We start from the raw sequence: 20,451 nt of genomic DNA, 5'->3' as shown, positions 1-20,451 counted from the left end.
TGCTTTTCGCACACCCGCCGTCCGCTGCTGCCCTCGGCGCCCGCGCTCAGGACTTGGCCGGGGCATCACCGATGCTGTGCAGTCCCTCGGGCGTGGTGCCGTTGACCTCATAGTCGCCGATGGTCCGCGCCTTGAAGACGGTGGGATTGTGCGTGGCTACGGTCCGTGCGTTGCGCCAATGGCGGTCCAGTGCCTTGCCCTTGGATGTCGCGCTTGCTCCCGTGACGTCGAAGAGCTGCCCGGTGGCATCAAGAACCAGCTCCGGCACCACAATCTGCGCCTTCTCCACGGCAGCTTCCCCACGGATGTAACGTTGAATGTCGTCGAGCGGGAGGGACTTGTCTGCCGCGGCATCCAGTTCCCGCGCCGCGGTCAGGACCACCGATTCGGCGGCGAATGCCTTGGCCGACAGCTGGCCGACGAGCTGAAGGATCAGCGGGTCATGCCGGAACAGTTCGCCCGTTCCGGTGTTAAAGGTCCGCTTACGGTTCCGCACCAGGATTTTCGCGTCCGCGAGCGCCGCATTGCCAATCCCGGCCAGTACAGCGAGCAGCACCAGCTGAAAGAATGCCGGTTCGTGCGTGCTCGACGGCTTGCGTTCGATAACGTCGGCCGGCTCCACCACGGCATCGCGGAAGTAGGTTGTCCCCGTCCCGGTCAGCTGCTGGCCGAAGCCGTCCCAGTCGTCAACGATCTCCACACCCGCCTGCTTGGTATTGACGACGGCGTACTGCCGCCCCTCGACACCCTCGGTGCTGGCCATGACCGCGATCCACTCCGCGAAGATGCTGCCGGTGGTGTAGTACTTTTCGCCATTGAGCAGCCACTTCCCGCCATCCCTGACCAGTTTGGTGTTCGTGGTGCCCAGCGCGTTCCCGGCCTTCTCCGTGGCCGCGTTGCCGAAGATCTCGCCGGCCACGATGCGCGGATACCAGCGGCGGGCAAAGGCCTCGCCTTCCAGGCCTACTGTCTCGACGAAGGCGAAGTGCGAGCGGTACAGGTGCGCGACGCTCGAGTCCGCAGCCGCAAGTTCGATCAGGAGGCGGAAGAAGTGCTCGAAGGAGACACCGTCGCCGCCATGCTCTACGGGCACCCGCAGTTTCCCAAAGCCTTCCGCGTTCAGCCACGCAACTTGTTCGAATGGCAGGATCCTGTTCAGTTCCCGGTCCAGTGCTCCCTGGGCGATCCGTTCGAAGACCGGCCGGAAGCGGCCGGCCAGCCGCTCGTAGGTTGCTTCTGCGGTCTCGGTGCGCTCGTTCGCGATAGTTTCCGTCATCGTCTTCCTTCCAAAACCTTGTTCTGTGCTGCGGCCGAGAATTCTCCGAAGGCGCCGCGGAACTGTCGTGCCGGGTGCCGGTCGTTGAGCTGCGGTCCGTTGTAGCCCTCGCCGCCGCCGAACAGCTTTTCCCGGAAGCTTCCCGGCGCGTACTCTGTCTGCGCCAGTCCCCTGCTGCGCAGTTCCGGCAATACTCCGTCGATGAAGTCCGTATAGGAACCGGGCAGGATCTGGTTGATGATGTTGATGCCATCCACACCCGCGTCCTGCCACTGCTCCAGCCGGTCGGCAATCTGTTCCGGGGTTCCCTTGAGCCTGTGTGCCCGCCCGCGGAAGTCCGCGATATCACGCAAGGTCGGGTTGCCTCCGGGGACCGATTTGCGCAGGCTTTCCAGGTGTCCCTGGGTGCCCTCCGTCTGGAAATCGCCCAGCGGCGTGTCCGGATCCAGTCCGCCCAGATCTACACCGAGACCGCCGGCGATGTGGGCAATCATCGCTCCGGAGTCCAAGTATTCGTCCAGTTCGGCTTCTTTGCGGTCCGCCTCGGACTCGGTGCCGCCGACGATGAAATGCAGCCCTTGGAAGAACTTCAGGTCCTCGGCCCTGCGCCCGGCCGCAACCGTCTGGCTGCGCACGGCTGCGGTGTATGCGGCGGCGGCTTCGGGATGCGCCGCCAGCATGAAGGTCGCCTCGGCATTGTCGGCGCAGAACTGCTGGCCGCGGCCCGAGCTGCCGGCCTGGAACAGCACCGGGGTCCGCTGGGGCGACGGCGAGGACAGGTGCGGTCCGTCGATCGAATACCGTTCTCCGCGGTGGTAGATCTTGTGGACCTTCTCCGGATCCGCGTGGACTCCGTCCGCCTTGTCCTGGACCAGCGCGCCATCGTCCCAGGAGCCCTCCCACAGTTTGTAGACCGCGGAGACGTACTCTTCGGCCCAGCCGTACCGGTCTTCGTGCGAGGCCAGGCCGCCGCCGAAATTACGGTGCGCATTCTCCAAGGCGCTGGTCACGATGTTCCAGGCTGCGCGCCCGTTGGAGATGTGGTCCAGAGTGGACATCTGCCGCGCGAACTGGAACGGATGGCTCTGGATCACCGACGAGGTCGCCGCCAGTCCGATTTCCCGGGTTGCCCCGGCCAAGGCGCCCAACAGGATGAGCGGATCATTCGCCGGCACCTGCATGCCCCGGCGGATGTGCGAGGCCCATCCGCCGTCGTCGTCGCCATAAAGACCCACGACGTCGGCGAAGAACAGGGCGTCGAACTTCGCATCTTCCAGTTGCCGGGCCAGATCCGTCCACAGCTGTAGGTCATTGAAACGGTGCTGCTGCGCCTGCGGATGGCGCCATTGCCCGCCCATGATGTGGCTGTTGGTGTTCATGACGAAGGCGCTCAGCAGCAGACGGGGACGTCCCTGCGGGTAGCGCGTACTCTCGATGGCCAAAACGGGCCCCTCTCAGTGAAGCTGTGCGGTTGCAGGTAGCGGGCTGGCTCAGGAAGCGGAGACGAGTTCCGGCTGTGCATCGGCCTGCTCGTTCCCGGACAACGGACGGTCCTTGGTCTCGGGAGCCTTGAGCGTGGCGATGATGGTGATGGCCGAGACGCCGAGGAAGTACACGATGACCCAGACCGGATTCCCGCCGCCGGCCGCCAATAGGGCCGTAGCCACCAGGGGTGCCAGCCCGCCGCCGAGTACCGAGCCGAGTTGGTAGCCGAGGGAGACCCCGCTGAAGCGGACACGTGTGCTGAACAGCTCGGAGAAGAACGCCGCCTGCGGACCGTACATTGCGTCATGTCCCACATTCAGGCCGAACACCACGCCGAGGACGATCAGGAAGAACACGCCGCTGTCGAGCAGCCAGAAGAACGGGATGACGGCCACGGCGCTGCTGACTGCCCCGAAGAGGTAGACCCTGCGCCGGCCAATCACATCCGACAGCCAGCCCCACAGCGGGACGGTGACCAGGCCCAGCGCGGACGCGATCAGCACGGCGGCCAGGCCGGTGTTGCGGTCCGTACCGGAGACCTGGGTCAGGTAGGTCAGGATGAAGACGGTGTAGACGTAGTAGAAGGCATTCTGCGCAATGCGGAGGCCGGTCGTGAGCACAACCTGCCGCGGGTGGGTCTTGATGCTCTCCAGCACCGGGCGGTCAGCAACCTTTTCCACCTGCTGTACACGCTTGAACTCTGCGCTGTCTTCGACGGACAACCGGATTACCAGTCCGACGGCGACCAGCAGCAAGCTGGCAACGAACGGGATCCGCCAGCCCCAGGCCAGGAACTGTTCGTTGGTCATCGAGTTCTCCAGCACCAGCAGCACGCCCGTGGCCAGCAGCATGCCGGAGGTGGGACCAAGCTGGGTGGCGCTGCTGGTCAGTCCGCGGCGCTTCGGCTTGGCGTGCTCCACCGTCATCAGGGCCGCACCGGCCCATTCGGCGCCGTACCCGATGCCCTGGACAACGCGCAGCAGCAGCAACAGCACAGGGGCCACCCAGCCGATCTGCGCGTAGACCGGCAGCAGGCCAATGGCGGTGGTGGCCAAACCGGTCAGCAGCAACGAGGCAACCAGCACGGTCTTGCGACCGATCCGGTCACCGTAGTGGCCGCCGAGGATCCCGCCGATCGGACGGGCGACGAAGCCGACGGCGTAAGTGGCAAAGGCGGCGATGGTGCCGACCAGCGGTTCGGCCGGGGCGAAGAACAATGGCCCGAAAACGGTGGCGGCCGCGAGCCCGTACAGGACAAAGTCATAGCCTTCGATCGTCGTGCCGATGAAGCTGGCTACGGCGACCTTCGTGGTCATTTTCTTCGGCGGGGAAGGGTTTGAGGTAATGCTCATTTCTGTCTCTCCTGTGGCGTCAGCCGAGAAGATGCAGCGCACTTCCGATCGGACCACGGCAGAAGGCAGTGGGAGGGACCGGTTGAGGCGCTTACTCCATCGGTCCTGGCAGTAGCACCCTACGGAACAGGTCTTACTGCGCTTGTTCGGCGCAGCCCTCGACAAGTTCCTTGTTATCAGCGCGAATCCAGGGAGATTCGTCGTGACCAGGGTTGCTGCGGCGTCATAGAGCCAGGTCTCTCAGCCGCTCGGGATGGTTACAGGTACATTCCACCGCAGTCCGACGGCGGCGTGAAATTCCTACGTCATACCGGGTAATCACCCTGCCGCTTTTCGCCTGCCCGCCTGGAAGCGATGACGGCACCCGCAGCAAAGCAGGCCAGGATCAGAACGACGACGGCGACCGCCAGTGCGGTGCTGTTGCCGACCAGTGACGGCAGATTCTGCAGGATCAGCACCAGAATCCCCAGCAGGCCCACGAATCCGAGCGCCGGTGCGACGGACCGCTTCCAATCGGTCACTGCTGTTTGCCGGCGCCGGAAGAACACGAGCACCGCCACACTGGTCAACGTCATCAGGACCACGATCCCCAGCGAGGCGAAGCCAGCGAACCAGGTGTAGAACTGGACGATCGGATCCCAACCGGCGACAACAGCCGTCAGCAGGAACAGGGCTACTACCGCGTTGTCCGCGATGGAAGCCAGATGCGGCGAGTTGTGCCGGGCATGGGTCCGTGCGAGCTTTCGAGGAAAAACGTCCTGTCCCGCCAACTGGAAGAAGTAGCGCGAACCGATGTTGTGGAAGGACAGAATGCAGGCGAAGAGACTGGTGGCCAGCAGCACCTGGACGATGTGGCTCCCCGCCGTCCCAAGGTAGAGGGCGGTTGTTTCGGACAACAGTGTGCCGGGCGCGTCCGTGGCTTTTTGCACGATCGTTCCGTCTCCCCAGACACTGATGAGCAACCAGGTGGAGAGGGCATAGAAGCCGCCCACCACGATCAAGGCCAGGTAGGTAGCCCGGGGAATTGTCTTGTCCGGATCGCGGGCTTCATCACGGAAGATCGCGGTGGCCTCGAAGCCGATGAAACTGAGGATGGCGAACAGCAACGCGATGCCCGGAGCGCCGGACAAAACTGTGGACGGCGTGACGAACCCTGTTGACAGGCCCTCGGGACCGCCTCCGCCGAAGACGATGAAGCCGTCAAGCACCAGCACGATCACGACTTCGGCGACCAGCAGGACTGCCAGTACCTTGCCTGAAACTTCGATGTTCCGGTGTCCCAGCCATGCCACTGCCGCAAGGGCCGCGGCGGCCCAGAACCACCAGGGCAGTGACGGTCCACCGTAGGCGCGCACCACTTCATCGACGGCTGGCGCGAACAGCCCGTACACCCCGGCTTCCAAGGCCAGGTAGGACAGCAGCGCCACGAACGCGCCGCCCAAGCCTGCGCGCCGGCCCAGCCCCTTTTCGATGTAACTGTAGAACGCACCGGCCGTGGGAACATGCGGCGTCATCGTGGTGAAGCCGACGGAGAACAGCAGGAGGATGCCCGTCGCCAGCAGGTAGATGAATGGCAGTCCGGCCCCGTTGCCGCTGGCAATAGCCAACGGCACAGTGCCGCCGATGACACCGAGCGGCGACGCGGCGGCCACCACGATCAAAACGACGCTTGCGACGCCGAGACGGCCGGAGAGGCGGGGAGCGTCTGTCTTTGTCTGCGGGGCAATCGTCGGCGGGCTGGAAACGCTCACTTCGCTGCTCCCACGTAGTTGGCTTCGGCACGCGTGGCAGCAGCTTCCCGGCCCGCATCGGCGCCGGCGACACCGATGGTCCAGACATAGGGCGGCTCGGTGGCGTTGACCTCCCAGTCGCCGACGATCCGCGACTTGTAGATGAACGGGTTGTGCGTGGCCACGGTGCGCGCGTTGCGCCAGTGCCGGTCCAGGGCTTTCCCCGTGCTGGTCGACGATGCACCCAGCACATTGAACAGGGCACCCGCCGCGTCGGGCACCAGAGCGCTCAGCACAATCTGCGCCTGGCCGGATTCAAGTTCCACGGCGATGTTCGCGGCCTTTTCGGCGTCGTCGTTCTGCAACCGTGAAGCGAAGACCCGGTCGAGGCTCTGGGCCACGCGCAGGGTGGTGGCTTCCGCGGCGTAGGCTTTAGCGCTGATTTCGCCGACAACCTGCAGAATCTGGGCGTCGTTGCGTACAAGCGGGGCGTTGCCGTGGCCGAAGACGCGCTTTCGCTCGCGCACGTTCACCGCGACGTCGGTGACCACGGCCTTGGCGATGCCGGCCAGGCTGACCAGCAGGATGTGCTGGTAGAGGGCCGTCTGGTAGGGGAAGCGGTCAGCGAAGGCCGTGACGTTGGCCGGGTCCACTTCGGCGTCGGTAAACACCGTGGTCCCGCTGCCCGTGAGCCGCTGGCCGAAGCCGTCCCAGTCGTCGAAGGTCTCCACGCCGGCAGTCTTGGCGGAAATAATGACGGAGACGTCCGAACCGTCCGGGCGTTTTGCCGTCACATCGACCCAGTCGGCGAAGATGGTGCCGGTGGTGTAGAACTTGCGCCCGTTCAACACCAGCTTGCCGCCGGCTTCGTCCAGCACGGTGCCGGTGCCGCCGACGCCGGGCTCGGTCCACGCGTTGCCGGCCAGCTGCCCGTTCGCGAAGCGCTGCAGCCATACGCTGCGGTCTTCGCGGTGATGGTGGTAGAGGTGCTCCTCCGTCAGCGCGATGTGCGAACGCAAGGCCTGCGGGATGTTGCTGTCGGCGGCGGCGAGCTCGATAAGCAGCTGGGTGAATTCTTCCCAGTTCAGGCCGTCCCCACCGAGTTCCGCGGGGATACGGGCGGCGCCGAAGCCGGCTTCCTTCAACCAGCCGATCTGCTCGAACGGCAGTTCCCTGGCCTGTTCACGGTCCAGCGCGCCGGCGGCAATACGGGAGAAGATCGGCCGGTACTTGGCGGCGGCCTTGGAGAATGCGTTGTCGGTCATTGTGTGCTCCTGTGGCTCGTTCGAATCGATTAGGTGTAGAGGGAGATGGGCTGGACTTCGCCGAGCAAGTAGTTCGCGCCTACCTCGACTTTTTTGTAGTCCACTGGGTCATGCAGGGTGTGTGTGCGGACGTTGCGCCAGAAGATGTCGAGTCCGGTCTCCGACTTGGCAGAGGAGGAACCGGTGACCTCGAAGATCCTGTTGGCTACCTCGACTCCCACCTCAGTCGAGACGACCTTCAACTGCGCGATGCTGATCGCGATGCGGGCGCGTTCTTCGGCGGTCAGTTCATTTCCCCGGGCGATCACGGCGTCGAACTCCGTACCGATCTTGTCTGCGAGCGCTTCGACCGCGGCGATCCGCGAGGAGAGTTCGCCGTAGACTCGCTGGGTCAGCGGATCCTGGGCATAGGTTTCAGCGGGGCTGAGAAACCAGGAGTTCTTCCGGGCCAGCGTGATCTGCCGGCCGCGTTCCAGCGCCCCTTCTGCGATGCCCAGATAGAGGTTGCCGAACGCCAGCTGGATGTAGGGCGTGACCAGGGTCGAGAACGGCTCATCCCCCACTTCGCCGATGATGTCGGCGGAGGTGACGCGCACGCCGTCGTACTTCACGGAGCCGCTGGCGGAGAGGCGCTGGCCCAGCGCGTCCCAATCACCGAGGAAATGGATCCCTTCGCGGTCATGCTCCAGCGCCAGGGCGAGGAACTTTCCGTTCTCGGCGCCGCCGCTCACGACGGCGTTGACCAAGATGGCGTCCCCCACCGAAGCCCCTGTGGAAAAGTGCTTGACTCCGGTGAGGCGGTAGCCGTCGCCTTCCGGGACGAGCTCCAGGTTCGGGTCCACCGGATTGACGGAGTCGCCCCAGGACCAGCGGCCCAGGGCCGAGCGGCGGAGCCAAAGCTCCTGCACCTGCCGGCTGCCGTAGAAAACGACTGCGCCCAGGTTCGCGTAGTGGTACGCAAGGATTTGGCCGATGGAGGCATCGACCCTGCTCAGGATGCGCACGGCGTGCAACGCGCTTTCCCAGTGCCCGCCCTCGCCGCCCCATTCGCGCGGAATGATGAGGTTGATCAAGCCGGAATTGCGCAGCAACTCCACCTCAGCGTGCGGGTCTTCGTTCCTGCGGTCGCGCTCCAACACATCCGGGCTCAACGCTGCCGCGACGCCCTGGGCGATCTGGCGCCAATGGGCCAGCTCTTCCCTGCTGGCTTGTCCCGACCAGGGCGAACGCGGAGCGGTGTGCACGGTTTTTTCGATAACAGGGGTGGTCATGAGGTACTCCTGGGCAGAGGCTCCCGCCTGCCTGCGGCGCGCAACAATCCAAAGTGGAGGGGACGCAGCCGGGAGGGGGCCGTACTTGCCGGACACGGTTTGTGCGCGGCCAGATCCTCATCTGGGGCACCCCACTACGGGAGAGGGTTGCCGCCCAACCAGCCAGAGCTTGTCGTTGGGACTCTTGATCTTGGAGTTCAGTATGCCGAGGAGCCGGGCTCCCCGAAACAAAGATGAAGTTATGTGAATGCGGGCACAGCTTATGCGCAGCAGCTACACAGGCCCCGGAGCTACAGAGTCCGCGGCTACAGGCCGAGGTACGGCGCCTCGATCTTCGGGCAGGTGTCCATGACGACGTCGAGTCCGGCGGCCTTGGCCCGTTCCGCTGCGGCTTCGTCGATCACGCCGAGCTGCAGCCACACGGCCTTCGCGCCGACCTCAATCGCCTGGTCCACCACAGGGCCGACCCTCTGCGAGTTCACAAAGCAGTTCACCACGTCGATCTCGCCCGGGATCTCCGCCAGCTTCTTGTATCCCTTCTGCCCGTGCACGTCGTCGCCCTTGAGACTGACCGGAATGATTTCCATGTTCAGCCGGTCCATCATGTAGCGGGACACGCTCAACGCCACGCGGCGGGGATTGTTGGAGAGGCCTACCACGGCCCAGCGCGCCGGGGTGCTCAACAGCCGCTTGATGACTTCGGGATCATTCTGATGCGCCATGCCGCCAGCCTACCCGCGTCACATTCACTCGGGAATGGCGGGGCGCGGTTGGCGGACTTGCCCCGGCAACTCCAAATGCCATTTAGTGGGAGGACCCATCCCGAGCGGCCGAGAGACCTGGATCGATGAAGCCGCAGCAACCCGCCCCCTTGAACAAGCCGTCAGGCTGAACACGGGCAACGGTGCTACTGCCAGGACCGATGGAAAGGAACTCCACCATGTCCTCAAACACCGACCACATCCGCGTCACCCACGCCGGTTCATTGCCCCGCACACCCGAGCTGCTGGCCGCCAACGAGTCCAAGGACGCCAACGGAATTACCCCGGAATTCCTGGACTTGCTCCAAACCTCGGTGATCGACATCGTCGCTCGCCAGCGGAACCTGGGCATCGATATACCGAACGACGGCGAGTACGGGCATGCCATGGCCAGCTCCGTTGATTACGGCGCCTGGTGGAACTACTCCTTCGCCCGCCTGGGCGGCTTGGAGCCGACCAATGTAGACCGCTGGGCTGACGCCGAAGTGCGCCGCTCCTCCCCCGGCAACATTGTGCTCACGTCCTTCCCGGACCGCCGCGACCGGCAGAAGTTCAACGACGCCTACAACGATCCGTCGTCGGGCATCCTGGCGCACCGCAAGTCCGTCACGCAGCCGAAGATCGCCGGCCCGCTGACCTACACCGGGCACGACCTGGTGAAGTCGGACGTCACCAACCTGAAGAAGGGCCTCGACGCCGCCGGGCTGTCCGAAGGTTTCGTGGCGGCGCTGTCCCCGGGCTCCTGCGCCCGCGTGGCCAACGAGTACTACAAGACGGACGAAGAGCTGCTGTACGCCTGCGCCGATGCCATGCGCGAGGAATACAAAGCGATTATCGACGCCGGCCTGACGGTCCAGCTCGACGACCCGTCCCTGGCCGAGAGCTGGGACCAGATCAACCCGGAGCCCAGCTTGGAGGACTACCTGAAGTTCATCCAGCTGCGCGTCGAGGCCACCAACTGGGCACTGCGCGACCTGCCGCAGGACCAGATCCGGCTGCACGTCTGCTGGGGCTCCTGGCACGGCCCGCACACCACGGACATCCCGTTCGCGGACATCATCGATTCGGTGCTGCAGATCGACGCCGGTGCGTACTCGTTCGAGGCCGCCAACGTCCGGCACGAGCACGAATGGCGCGTCTGGGAAGACACCAAGCTGCCCGAGGGCAAGTCCATCGTTCCGGGCGTGGTCTCCCATGCGACCAACGTCGTCGAGCATCCCGAACTGGTGGCGGACCGGATCGAGCGCTTCGCCCGCCTGGTGGGCCGCGAAAACGTCATCGCCTCCACCGACTGCGGCCTGGGCGGACGTGTGCACCCGCAGATCGCCATCGCCAAGCTGGAGGCGCTGGGCCAGGGCGCGGAGCTCGCCACCAAGCGACTCTGGAAGTAGCCTTCGGCCGCGGAAGGCGCAGCTTTTGTTACGCGGCATTGTTACAGCCACCTTGCCGAATGGGCCTTGCGTGCAGTTTAGTTGGCGTTGACCATCCCGAGCGGCTGAGAGACCTGGATCGATGAAGCCGCAGCAACCCTGGTCGTTGGAAACCTCCCCTGGTTCCCGGCGATAACGAGGTGACAAGCCACGGGAACGGCTAAGCGAAAGCTGCGCCGCAAGGCTTGATCCGTAGGGTGCTACTGCCAGGATCGATGGAGTGATCTCATGACTGTAGTAATCCCGTCTGTGCGGCCGACGGCCCCTTCCAGCCCGGACTCTTCCAGCAGCGTTGACGCGGCCCACCATGCCTCTGCCCTGCCGGTTTCCTTCCGCGCGCTGCGCCGCACTTTCGGCAACGGGAACGCCGCCCACACCGTGCTCCGCGACATCAGCTTCGACGTCCGGCGTGGTGAAGTTCTCGCGATCCTCGGCCCCAGCGGCTGCGGCAAGTCCACGCTGCTGCGCGCCGCGGCCGGACTCGACGCACCCAGCGCGGGCTCCGTGGACATCGACGGCACGCCGGTCCAGGGCATCGATTCGCGCTGCGCCTTCGCCTTCCAGGAACCGCGCCTGCTGCCCTGGCATACGCTGCAGGCCAACGTGGCCATCGGACTGCCTAAGGGCACCAGCGTCAAGCAGGGCAAGTCCAAGGTGGGCCGCCTGCTGGAGCTGGTAGGGCTGGACAAGTTCGCCAAGCACCGCCCGCGCGAGGTCTCCGGCGGCATGGCCCAGCGCGCTTCGCTGGCCCGCGCCCTCGCCCGCAACCCTGGTGTCCTGCTGCTCGACGAGCCCTTCGGCGCTTTGGACGCGCTGACCCGGATCAAGATGCAGGACCTGCTGCTGGACGTCCACGCCGCCGAACCGACCACCGTCCTGCTGGTCACGCACGACGTCGACGAAGCCCTGCAGTTGGCCGACCGGATCATCGTGCTGGGCAAGGAAGCGTCTGCAGGACAAGAAACCGAGCACGACGGCGCCACTATCGTGCGTACCGTCGATGTCCCCGGCGACCGCCCGCGTAACCGTGGTTCCGTGGAGCTGGCCCGAATGCGCAGCTCCCTGCTTGCCAGCCTCGGCGTCGACGGCCACTAACGCCGTCCGACTGGTACGACGGCCAGCAGCGCCGTCGTACTTCCCCTGTTTTCCCTGAGCTATGCCGGGTCCGTTGCGGCCCGAACCACCCGTGTTCCGCGGATCGTCTCCTGTTCCGCACTACTTTTGAAGGATCAATCATGTCGCTTGCCCGCCGCTTTTCCCGCCGTTCCCTCTTCGGCGCCGCTGCCGTTGCCGCCTCCGCTTCCCTGGCCCTGACCGGCTGCGTGGCCGGCGAGAATTCCGAAGCCACCGCCGCTGCAGGTGCCGGCGGCGACGGTGTCCTGAACATCGACTTCGCCACCTACAACCCGCTGAGCCTGATCATCAAGGAAAAGGGCTGGCTTGAAGCCACGCTGGCCGAGGACGGCGTGGAGGTCAACTGGATCCAGTCCGCCGGCTCCAACAAGGCCAACGAGGCACTGCGTTCGGGCGCCGTCGATGTTGGATCCACGGCCGGTTCCGCTGCCCTGCTGGCCCGTGCCAACGGTTCGCCGATCAAGACCATCGACCTCTACTCCCAGCCGGAGTGGTCCGCCCTGGTGGCGCTGCCCGGCTCCGGCATCGAGAAGGTCGAGGACCTCAAGGGCAAGTCCGTGGCCGCCACCAAGGGCACGGATCCGTACTTCTTCCTGCTGCAGTCCCTCGAGGAAGCCGGACTGACTCCCGAGGACGTGACCGTGCAGAACCTGCAGCACGCCGACGGCTGGAGCGCGCTGAACAACGGCTCCGTGGACGCCTGGTCCGGCCTCGATCCGATCATGGCCGGCGCCGAGCAGGAAGGCGCGGAGCTGTTCTACCGGAACCTGGACTTCAACACCTACGGCTTCCTGAACGCCACCGAATCCTTCCTCGAGGAGGAGCCCGAGCTCGCGCAGACCGTGGTCAACGCGTACGAGAAGGCGCGTGCCTGGGCCGCCGAGAACCCGGAGGAGACCGCGCAGATCCTCGCCGACGTGGCCGGACTGGATCTTGAGGTGGCCACCACGGTGATCACCGAGCGCAGCAACCTGGACGTCGACCCGGCGCCGGGCGAGGTGCAGCGCGCCGTACTGGAGAAGATCGGCCCGGCCTTCGTCGAAACCGGCGATGTGGCTAGCCAGAAGCAGATCGACGACGCCGTCGACACCCTTCTCGTAGACTCGCTGGTGCTCAAGGCTGATCCGTCAGCCATCAAGGAATCCTGATGACGCATATCGGAAGTCATGACGGATTACCTGCCACCGGCAACAGCGTTATCGCCACCAGTAAAGAAGGCCTCGAGGCTACTGGTGTGACGATAACAACCGCAGGCGCTGCCCAGCCGGGTCCGGCGGGTCCTTCACAGGACCGCTCCCCGGCAAACGGATGGTCCCCGGCCGGGGTACTGGACAAAGGCTGGGCGCGCCTGTTCCTTGGACTGCTCATCCCCGCCGCACTCATCGCGGCGTGGCAGTGGAGCACCTCCGCAGGCATTTTCAGCGTGGTCCAGCTACCGCCGCCGGCCATGGTGTTCGAGGCCGCGGCCGACCTGATCCAGCGCGGCGAGCTGGCTACGCACATTGCGATCTCGACCCAGCGCGTGCTGATCGGCTTCGCCTTCGGCGCCGCCCTGGGGCTGACGTTCGGCGCCTTGGTGGGCCTGTCCCGCTGGGCCGATGTCCTGCTGGCGCCGCTGATCGGCGCCCTGCGCGCCGTCCCGTCCCTGGCGTGGGTCCCGCTGCTGATCCTGTGGATGAAGATCGGCGAGGACTCCAAGGTAACGCTGATCCTGATCGGTGCCTTCTTCCCCGTCTTCACCACGGTGTCGCTGGCACTGCGCCATGTGGACCGCAACCTGGTAGAAGCCGGCCGCGCCTTCGGGCTCAAGGGTCTGAAGCTGCTGACCACGGTGCAGCTGCCCGCCGTCGTTCCTTCGGTATTTTCCGGACTTCGGCTGGCGCTGGCGCAGGCCTGGCTGTTCCTGGTGGCGGCGGAACTGATCGCCTCCTCGATGGGACTAGGCTTCCTGCTGACAGACTCACAGAATAATGGCCGCACGGACCGATTGCTGCTGGCGATCGTCCTGCTGGCTGTGATTGGAAAGATAACCGACGCGCTCCTCGGAGTGGCGGAGAAATGGGCAGTAAAACGATGGGCATAAACGTAGCCGAAACCGCCGCCGGACACATCCCCGCGCCGGAGCTCCCGGCCACCGTCTGGGCCGAGCCGCAGACTGAGGCCGAGCGCATCGCGTTCTGGGAGGCGGCCGCCCGGCGCCTGGACTGGGCCGAGCCCTGGCACACCGCCCACTCCTCCACCCCCGTGGACACCGAGGCGCGGCGCGGGCCGGAGCTGCGTTGGTTCGACGGCGGAAAGCTCAACGCCGCCTACAACTGCGCCGACCGCCACGTGGAGGCCGGCCGCGGCGACAGGGTGGCGCTGCATTTCGAGGGCGAGCCCGGCGACCGCCGCACCGTGACCTACGCGGACCTGCAGCGCGAGGTCTCCAAGGCGGCCAACGCGCTGCTGGCCCTGGGCATCACCAAGGGCGACCGCGTGGTCATCTACCTGCCGGTGATCGTCGAAACCGTGGTCATCACGCTGGCCTGCGCCCGGATCGGCGCCGTCCACTCGCTGGTCTTCGGCGGCTTCTCCTCCGAGGCGCTGAAGTTCCGCGTGGAGGACACCCGCGCCAAGCTGCTGGTCACCACGGACGGCCAGTTCCGCCGCGGCCAGGCCGTCCCGGTCAAGGCCAATGCCGATGAAGCCGTCGCCGGCGACAACGCTATCGAGCACGTGCTGGTGATCAACCGGACCGGCCACACGGACATCAACTGGGTGGAGGGCCGCGACGTCTGGTGGCACGACGTCGTCGACACCGCCTCTGAGGTCCATGAGCCCGAGGCCTTCGACGCCGAGACGCCGCTGTTCATCATGTACACCTCCGGTACCACGGGCCAGCCGAAGGGCCTGGTCCACACCACCGGGGGCTACCTGACCCAGAGCTCCTTCAGCCACGAATACCTGTTCAGCCACCCGGATCCGGCCAAGCGCGACGGCGACGTCCACTGGTGCACCGCGGACCTGGCCTGGGTCACCGCGCACACCTATGAGATCTACGGCCCGCTGTCCAACGGCGTCACGCAGGTCATCTTCGAGGGCACGCCGAACACGCCGCACCCGGGCCGCCACTTCGAGATCATCCAACGCTATGGCGTGACCAGCTACTACACCGCGCCCACCCTGGTCCGCTCCCTGATGGGCTGGTTCCCGGACGGCATCCCCGCCGAATACGACCTGAGCTCCATCCGCCTATGCGGCACGGTGGGCGAGGCCGTGAACCCCGAGGCATGGCGCTGGCTGCGCACGCAGGTAGGCCGCGATTCGCTGACCGCGGATCCGGCATCGGGCGTTCCCATGGTGGATACGTGGTGGCAGTCCGAAACCGGCGCGACCATCCTCTCCCCGCGGCAGACGGATGCGTCCTTCAAGCCCGGCTGCGCCACCCGCGCGCTGCCCGGTGCGGCCACCGACATTGTCGACGACGCCGGTGCCCGGGTGGGCGCGAACGTGCAGGGCAACATCGTGGTCACCAAGACCGGCCCCTCGATGGCGCGGACGGTGTGGGGCAACCCGGAGCGCTACTTCACGTCCTACTGGGAGAAGTACGCGGACAAGGGCTGGTTCCTCGCGGGCGACGGTGCCCGTTTCGACGACGACGGCGACACCTGGATCCTCGGCCGCACGGATGACGTGATCAACATTTCCGGCCACCGCTTGTCCACCATCGAGATCGAGTCCGCCCTGGTCTCGCACCCGGCGGTGGTGGAGGCCGGTGTCTGCCCCACGTATGACGCGAAGACCGGCCACGCCGCCACCGCGTTTGTGGTGCCGGCCAACAAGTCGCTGATCGTCGCCTCCACGGCCGCCGAACCGACGGCGGAGCAGGCTGCGGCCGTTGCCGAACTGCGAGGGCACGTGGCGACGCAGATCGGGCCGATCGCCAAACCGCGCGAGATCGTGTTTGTTCCGGACGTACCCAAAACGCGGTCCGGCAAGATCATGCGCCGCCTGCTGACCCAGCTGTTCGAGGGGAGCACGTTGGGCGACACCACGAGCCTGCAGAACGAGCCCTGCATCGCGGACATCAAGGAGATCTGCGATGCGCGATAGCCCCGGCCCAGGATTGGGGGCCCGCGCCGCAGCCGGCCCCCACCCCCACCCCCGGCCCAGGGCCCCGCTCGAGCCCATGTTTTGAAGGAGGTATCTGCATCATGCCTAGTCACAGCTCCAGCAGGTTCCAAAACATGGACCGTTAGGCTTGAACTTGGGCTCGAGCATCCATCGTTCGCGCATAACTCGCCTCAGGCCACTCGACGAACTGCCGTTTTTACCTCTGCCACGACTTTCTCCGGCGTAAATACCAGGTCCTCGTACAGATAGCGCAAAGTAGGATAGCCGCTCAGGACCCCGGCGTTGTTCCGCTTCCGGTCGTTTCGAAAGGATGCCCGGTCCCAGTGAAAGTCGAAGCCGTCCAGCTCGACGATGAGGCATCGCTCGACAATCATGTCCACGCGTCCAAGGCCTCGGATCCGCACCTGCGTTTCTACATGAAGTCCTGCCGTGCGGAACAGATCCCGGGCAATGACTTCAAGCGGTGAATCGGCATCGTTCCCGATGCCGTAAACCACTGCCCGGCGGACACCGTTCCGTTTACCCGGCAAGAGTTCCAACAGTTGATCTCGGGATACTGCTTTCCGTCGCACTGCCGACTCTGCAATCACCAGTGCTTCCAGCCGGGGACGGCAACGGATGGCATGAAGGACACAGTCGAGGACTGCGACGTAATTGCCCGGGCCTCGCTTGCCCAACAGCTGCCCGCGGTGCTTGACGAACGGGCCGGTGTGCCGGCCGTTGTGTGTCCACACATGCACTTGGCCCGGATCCTTAATGGTCCATAAGCCGAGCTCTTTGGCGGCTGAGACACAAGTGAGCAACCCGCCCGGCATCAGCGCAGCCCGGAGAACCGGGTCGGCATCCGGCGTTCCGACGAGTCCCCTCCTAAGCACAACGATGTCCCCCTGCGCGATGGCTGCCCTGATGCGGTAAGACCCGAAGCCCGCCTTGGCCAAGTCCGCGGCTTGGAGCGTACCCCCGTACCGTGCCACATACTCTGCGATGGGATCCACGTTCTGCATAGTCAAGAGGATGTCCGGACATGCAGTTCCACGGCCAGAGTCTCTTCGCAGCTGTGGAAAACATTGTCGATATCCAGCGCACTCGGCAAACTCACGGGAGAACGCAATGCGGCTAAACATTCTTGGTAGCACCCCGTAACAGTTGCGAGAATAGACGCGACCATCCCGAGCGGCCGAGAGATCTGGCTCTTTGACGCCGCAGCAACCATCCGGACTCCACCGGAGAGGTGCTACCGCCAGAAGCGATGGAGAGAGCGCAAGCAATCTTTGATCCGGATGGCGCAAGGCTGTCCGGCCTGGCGCCCGATGGATCGTCATTGCCCGGGATTCCCGCACATCGCGCCGCGGCGCAGACTTTGAAGGAATTCGCCATGAGCACCAACACCTCGGTCAGCCAGATCGCTGATCTCGAAACCCCGCTGAAATTCGCCTATTGGGTCCCGAACGTTTCGGGCGGCCTGGTGGTTTCCACCATTGAACAGCGCACCAGCTGGGACTTCGACTACAACAAGAAGCTGGCCCGGATCGCCGAGAACTCCGGCTTCGAATACGCCCTGACCCAGACCCGCTACGCCGCCAGCTACGGCGCAGACAAGCAGCACGAAGCTACCAGCTTCTCGCTGGCCTTGCTCGGCGCCACCGAAAAGCTCAAGGTCATTTCCGCTGTGCACCCGGGCATGTGGCATCCGGGCGTACTGGCCAAGTTCATCATCACCGCGGACCACATCTCCGGCGGCCGCGCTGCCGTCAACGTTGTCTCCGGCTGGCTCAAGGACGAGTTCGTGAACTTCGGCCTCGAGTGGCTGGAACACGACGAGCGTTACCTCCGCACCGAGGAATTCATCCGCGTCCTGCGCGGCCTGTGGACCGAGCAGGAGTACTCGCAGTCCGGCAAGTACTACAACATCAACAACTTCACCCTGAACCCGGCCCCGCTGGACGTCCCGGGCCGGGCGCACCCGGAGATCTTCTTCGGCGGCAACTCCACCGCTGCCCAGGCCGCCGCCGGCCGCACCGCCGACTGGTACTTCTCCAACGGCAAGGACCTGGCCGGTTTCGAGGACAATATCTCCGGCGTCACGGCCGCCGCAGCCGCCGTCGGCCGCACCCCGAAGTTCGGCCTGAACGGCTTCGTCATCGCCCGTGAGACCGAGGCCGAAGCCAAGGACCTCCTGCGCGAGATCGTGGCCAAGGCGCACCGCCCCGCCGTCGAAGGTTTCCGCGCCGCAGTCCAGGAAGCCGGTGCCTCCACCAAGGACGGCAAGGGCATGTGGGCCGATTCGAGCTACGAGGACCTGGTCCAGTACAACGACGGCTTCAAGACAGGACTTATAGGTACCCCGGAGCAGATTGCCCAACGTATCGTGGACTTCAAGAAGATCGGCGTGAACCTCATGCTGACCTGCTACCTGCATTTCCAGGAGGAAGTGGAAGCGTTCGGCCGCAACGTGCTGCCGATCGTCCGCGAACTCGAGGCGGACCTGGCCCGCGCCAACGGCACCGAACTGAACACTTCGCTGCTGCCCGCCACCAACTTTGAAGGAGCATCCGCCTGATGGCTGACCGCACATTTGGCTTCCGCACCCGCGCCCTGCACGCCGGCGGAACCCCCGACGCCGAGCATGGCGCCCGCGCCGTGCCGATCTACCAGAGCACGTCCTTCGTCTTTAAAGACACCGACGACGCCGCCAACCTCTTTGCGCTGCAGAAGTACGGCAACATCTACTCGCGCATCGGCAACCCGACCGTAGCGGCCTTCGAGGAGCGCATCGCTTCGCTCGAGGGCGGCATCGGGGCCGTGGCGACCGCGTCCGGCATGGCCGCGGAGTTCATTACCTTCGCCGCGCTGGCCGGTGCGGGCGACCACATCGTGGCCTCGTCCAAGCTCTACGGCGGCACCATCACGCAGCTCGATGTCACGCTGCGCCGCTTCGGCGTGGAGACCACGTTCGTCGATTCGACGGACCCGGCGGACTTCGCGGCGGCCATTGGCGAGAACACCAAGGCCGTCTACACCGAGATTGTGGCCAACCCTTCCGGCGACATTGCCGATCTTGAGGGCCTGGCCAAGGTAGCGCACGACGCCGGCGTCCCCCTTGTCGTGGACGCCACCTTGAGCACGCCTTACCTTATCCGACCGATCGACTACGGTGCTGATATCGTGATCCACTCCGCCACCAAGTTCCTCGGCGGCCACGGCACCACGCTCGGCGGCGTCGTCGTCGAATCCGGCCGGTTCAACTGGGGCAACGGCAAGTTCCCGGCGATGACCGAGCCGGTGGCTTCCTACGGCAACGTTTCCTGGTGGGGCAACTTCGGGGAGTACGGCTTCCTGACCAAGCTCCGCTCGGAGCAGTTGCGCGACATCGGTCCGTCCCTGTCGGCGCAGTCCGCCTTCCAGCTGCTGCAGGGCGTGGAGACGCTGCCGCAGCGCATGGACGAGCACCTCACGAACGCCAAGCGCGTCGCCGAGTGGCTTGAGGCCGACGAGCGCGTTTCGTGGGTCAACTACGCCGGCCTGCCCTCGCACCCGGATTACGAGCGCGGGCGCAAGTACCTGCCGCTGGGCGTCGGCTCCGTGTTCGCGTTCGGTGTCAAGGGCGGCCGCACCGCGGGACAGAAGTTCATCGAGTCCCTGCAGCTCGCCTCGCACCTGGCCAACATCGGTGACTCACGGACCCTGGTCCTGCACCCCGGCTCCACCACGCACCAGCAGCTCTCCGCCGAGCAGCTGCAGGCCGCCGGCGTGCCCGAGGACCTGATCCGCATTTCCGTGGGCCTCGAAGACGTCGACGACATCATCTGGGACCTGGATCAGGCCCTGACCGCCGCGGTGGCCGCCGCCGAAGCGGGCGACCTGGACCTCGGCGAATTCGATTCCGAAGCCGCAGCTTGCGAGATTGGAGCACGGGCATGAGCACCGCCGTTGAAGAGCGCACCTGGGTAGGGCCGTCCGCACCGGAACGCCTGAACATCCTGCGCAACACCAAGACCATCGCCATTGTCGGCGCCTCGGACAAGCCGAGCCGGGCCAGCTACTTCGTGGCCACCTACCTGCTCTCCTCGAGCAAGTACAAGGTCTACTTCGTCAACCCGGTAGCCAAGGAGATCCTGGGCCAGCCGGTCTACGCCTCGCTGGCGGACCTGCCCGAGGTGCCGGATCTGGTTGAGGTTTTCCGCAAGCACGATGACCTCCCCGGCGTGCTGGATGAGTCCCTCGCCGTCGGCGCGAAGACCATCTGGCTCCAGCTCGGCTCCTGGCACGAGGAAGTCGCGGCCAAGGCGGAGGCGGCCGGGCTCAACGTGGTCATGGACCGCTGCGTCAAGATCGAGCATGCGCGCTTCCACGGCGGCCTGCACCTAGCCGGGTTTGATACCGGGGTCATCTCCTCGAAACGCCAGCTGACAGCCTGATCCACCCATCTGGAGGGGGCAAGCGGTGCCTATGGCAACCGCTTGCCCCTCTGTTTTTCCCTACAATCCAACGCAAAGCGTACCGGTCCCCTCATTTAGGGGATGCCGGAGACCCCCAATCTCTAGGTTTTTACCAAGGTCGGGCCTAGACGATTAACCCCGGCCCATTAACAATCGATGAAGTCCGCGTCGACTGATGAGCCGATCACTCGA

16 protein-coding genes and 4 riboswitches are annotated in these 20,451 nt (G+C 65.3%); of the genes, 8 read left to right on the top strand and 8 right to left on the bottom strand.

Features of this window, described 5'->3' with window-relative positions; genetic code table 11:
* Positions 1-46: 46 nt before the first annotated feature.
* From HGO92_RS04870 to HGO92_RS04840, 7 genes are all read right to left on the bottom strand, one after another.
* Positions 47-1,276, bottom strand: coding sequence for an acyl-CoA dehydrogenase family protein (locus HGO92_RS04870; protein WP_169992441.1), 1,230 nt, complete (start codon positions 1,274-1,276; stop codon positions 47-49).
* Positions 1,273-2,718: an NtaA/DmoA family FMN-dependent monooxygenase gene (locus HGO92_RS04865; RefSeq protein ID WP_277351861.1), complete on the bottom strand. Its 1,446-nt coding sequence runs from the start codon at positions 2,716-2,718 to the stop codon at positions 1,273-1,275. Before HGO92_RS04865 ends, HGO92_RS04870 begins: the two co-directional genes overlap by 4 nt.
* Before the next feature lie 48 nt (positions 2,719-2,766).
* Positions 2,767-4,113, bottom strand: coding sequence for an MFS transporter (locus tag HGO92_RS04860; protein WP_169992439.1), 1,347 nt, complete (start codon positions 4,111-4,113; stop codon positions 2,767-2,769).
* Between the two features lie 93 nt (positions 4,114-4,206).
* Positions 4,207-4,373, bottom strand: a riboswitch (SAM riboswitch).
* A 45-nt stretch (positions 4,374-4,418) separates the two neighbouring features.
* Positions 4,419-5,864 carry an amino acid permease gene (locus tag HGO92_RS04855; RefSeq protein ID WP_169992437.1) on the bottom strand — a complete coding sequence of 482 codons (1,446 nt, stop codon included), beginning with the start codon at positions 5,862-5,864 and terminating at the stop codon, positions 4,419-4,421.
* On the bottom strand, positions 5,861-7,108 hold the full coding sequence (locus HGO92_RS04850) for an acyl-CoA dehydrogenase family protein (RefSeq protein WP_169992435.1): 1,248 nt from the start codon (positions 7,106-7,108) through the stop codon (positions 5,861-5,863). Before HGO92_RS04850 ends, HGO92_RS04855 begins: the two co-directional genes overlap by 4 nt.
* Positions 7,109-7,137: 29 nt before the next feature.
* Positions 7,138-8,379: an acyl-CoA dehydrogenase family protein gene (locus HGO92_RS04845; protein ID WP_169992433.1), complete on the bottom strand. Its 1,242-nt coding sequence runs from the start codon at positions 8,377-8,379 to the stop codon at positions 7,138-7,140.
* A gap of 76 nt (positions 8,380-8,455) precedes the next feature.
* Positions 8,456-8,569, bottom strand: a riboswitch (SAM riboswitch).
* 115 nt (positions 8,570-8,684) lie between these two features.
* Complete coding sequence (locus tag HGO92_RS04840) at positions 8,685-9,101, bottom strand: CoA-binding protein (RefSeq protein ID WP_169992431.1); 417 nt, start codon at positions 9,099-9,101, stop codon at positions 8,685-8,687.
* A 92-nt stretch (positions 9,102-9,193) separates the two neighbouring features.
* A riboswitch (SAM riboswitch) is annotated at positions 9,194-9,308 on the top strand.
* An 11-nt stretch (positions 9,309-9,319) separates the two neighbouring features.
* Between HGO92_RS04840 and HGO92_RS04835 the strand changes: the two genes are divergently transcribed.
* The 5 genes from HGO92_RS04835 (at position 9,320) to acs (ending at position 15,799) form a co-directional block, all read left to right on the top strand.
* Positions 9,320-10,531, top strand: coding sequence for a cobalamin-independent methionine synthase II family protein (locus HGO92_RS04835; protein WP_169992429.1), 1,212 nt, complete (start codon positions 9,320-9,322; stop codon positions 10,529-10,531).
* A 267-nt stretch (positions 10,532-10,798) separates the two neighbouring features.
* Entirely contained in the window at positions 10,799-11,665 is an 867-nt protein-coding gene (locus HGO92_RS04830) for an ABC transporter ATP-binding protein (protein WP_169992427.1), read from the top strand.
* 140 nt (positions 11,666-11,805) lie between these two features.
* Complete coding sequence (locus HGO92_RS04825; protein ID WP_169992425.1) at positions 11,806-12,852, top strand: aliphatic sulfonate ABC transporter substrate-binding protein; 1,047 nt, start codon at positions 11,806-11,808, stop codon at positions 12,850-12,852.
* Complete coding sequence (locus tag HGO92_RS04820; RefSeq protein ID WP_205834182.1) at positions 12,852-13,787, top strand: ABC transporter permease; 936 nt, start codon at positions 12,852-12,854, stop codon at positions 13,785-13,787. The genes HGO92_RS04825 and HGO92_RS04820 overlap by 1 nt, the downstream gene beginning before the upstream one ends.
* Positions 13,778-15,799 (top strand): acetate--CoA ligase, encoded by a 2,022-nt coding sequence (gene acs / locus HGO92_RS04815; RefSeq protein WP_240974413.1) that lies wholly within the window; start codon positions 13,778-13,780, stop codon positions 15,797-15,799. The genes HGO92_RS04820 and acs overlap by 10 nt, the downstream gene beginning before the upstream one ends.
* Positions 15,800-15,990: 191 nt before the next feature.
* On the opposite strand, the gene HGO92_RS04810 is transcribed toward acs, so the two are convergent.
* Entirely contained in the window at positions 15,991-16,824 is an 834-nt protein-coding gene (locus tag HGO92_RS04810) for a type IV toxin-antitoxin system AbiEi family antitoxin domain-containing protein (protein ID WP_169992421.1), read from the bottom strand.
* Between the two features lie 157 nt (positions 16,825-16,981).
* Positions 16,982-17,076: riboswitch (SAM riboswitch) on the top strand.
* A 119-nt stretch (positions 17,077-17,195) separates the two neighbouring features.
* Between HGO92_RS04810 and sfnG the strand changes: the two genes are divergently transcribed.
* From sfnG to HGO92_RS04795, 3 genes are read left to right on the top strand one after another with little or no spacing between them, the layout of a single operon-like run.
* Positions 17,196-18,380: a dimethylsulfone monooxygenase SfnG gene (sfnG, locus tag HGO92_RS04805; protein ID WP_169992419.1), complete on the top strand. Its 1,185-nt coding sequence runs from the start codon at positions 17,196-17,198 to the stop codon at positions 18,378-18,380.
* Positions 18,380-19,741 (top strand): O-acetylhomoserine aminocarboxypropyltransferase/cysteine synthase family protein, encoded by a 1,362-nt coding sequence (locus tag HGO92_RS04800; RefSeq protein ID WP_169992417.1) that lies wholly within the window; start codon positions 18,380-18,382, stop codon positions 19,739-19,741. Before sfnG ends, HGO92_RS04800 begins: the two co-directional genes overlap by 1 nt.
* Positions 19,738-20,238 carry a CoA-binding protein gene (locus tag HGO92_RS04795; RefSeq protein ID WP_169992415.1) on the top strand — a complete coding sequence of 167 codons (501 nt, stop codon included), beginning with the start codon at positions 19,738-19,740 and terminating at the stop codon, positions 20,236-20,238. Before HGO92_RS04800 ends, HGO92_RS04795 begins: the two co-directional genes overlap by 4 nt.
* Positions 20,239-20,451 lie beyond the last annotated feature (213 nt).

The sequence above is a fragment of the Crystallibacter degradans genome (assembly GCF_012952295.1).
Classification (GTDB): Bacteria; Actinomycetota; Actinomycetes; order Actinomycetales; family Micrococcaceae; genus Crystallibacter; species Crystallibacter degradans.
The sequence above is the reverse complement of the archived record's forward strand: the minus strand, read 5'-3'. Positions and strand labels throughout refer to the sequence as shown.

Excerpts from the sequence above, each read along its gene's own strand:
- HGO92_RS04795 (WP_169992415.1), top strand. The coding sequence starts at position 19,738 with ATGAGCACCGCCGTTGAAGAGCGCACCTGGGTAGGGCCGTCCGCACCG.
- HGO92_RS04845 (WP_169992433.1), bottom strand. The coding sequence starts at position 8,379 with ATGACCACCCCTGTTATCGAAAAAACCGTGCACACCGCTCCGCGTTCG.
- HGO92_RS04850 (WP_169992435.1), bottom strand. The coding sequence starts at position 7,108 with ATGACCGACAACGCATTCTCCAAGGCCGCCGCCAAGTACCGGCCGATC.
- HGO92_RS04830 (WP_169992427.1), top strand. The coding sequence starts at position 10,799 with ATGACTGTAGTAATCCCGTCTGTGCGGCCGACGGCCCCTTCCAGCCCG.
- HGO92_RS04820 (WP_205834182.1), top strand. The coding sequence starts at position 12,852 with ATGACGCATATCGGAAGTCATGACGGATTACCTGCCACCGGCAACAGC.
- HGO92_RS04870 (WP_169992441.1), bottom strand. The coding sequence starts at position 1,276 with ATGACGGAAACTATCGCGAACGAGCGCACCGAGACCGCAGAAGCAACC.
- sfnG (WP_169992419.1), top strand. The coding sequence starts at position 17,196 with ATGAGCACCAACACCTCGGTCAGCCAGATCGCTGATCTCGAAACCCCG.
- acs (WP_240974413.1), top strand. The coding sequence starts at position 13,778 with ATGGGCATAAACGTAGCCGAAACCGCCGCCGGACACATCCCCGCGCCG.
- HGO92_RS04835 (WP_169992429.1), top strand. The coding sequence starts at position 9,320 with ATGTCCTCAAACACCGACCACATCCGCGTCACCCACGCCGGTTCATTG.
- HGO92_RS04810 (WP_169992421.1), bottom strand. The coding sequence starts at position 16,824 with ATGCAGAACGTGGATCCCATCGCAGAGTATGTGGCACGGTACGGGGGT.
- HGO92_RS04840 (WP_169992431.1), bottom strand. The coding sequence starts at position 9,101 with ATGGCGCATCAGAATGATCCCGAAGTCATCAAGCGGCTGTTGAGCACC.
- HGO92_RS04800 (WP_169992417.1), top strand. The coding sequence starts at position 18,380 with ATGGCTGACCGCACATTTGGCTTCCGCACCCGCGCCCTGCACGCCGGC.
- HGO92_RS04825 (WP_169992425.1), top strand. The coding sequence starts at position 11,806 with ATGTCGCTTGCCCGCCGCTTTTCCCGCCGTTCCCTCTTCGGCGCCGCT.
- HGO92_RS04860 (WP_169992439.1), bottom strand. The coding sequence starts at position 4,113 with ATGAGCATTACCTCAAACCCTTCCCCGCCGAAGAAAATGACCACGAAG.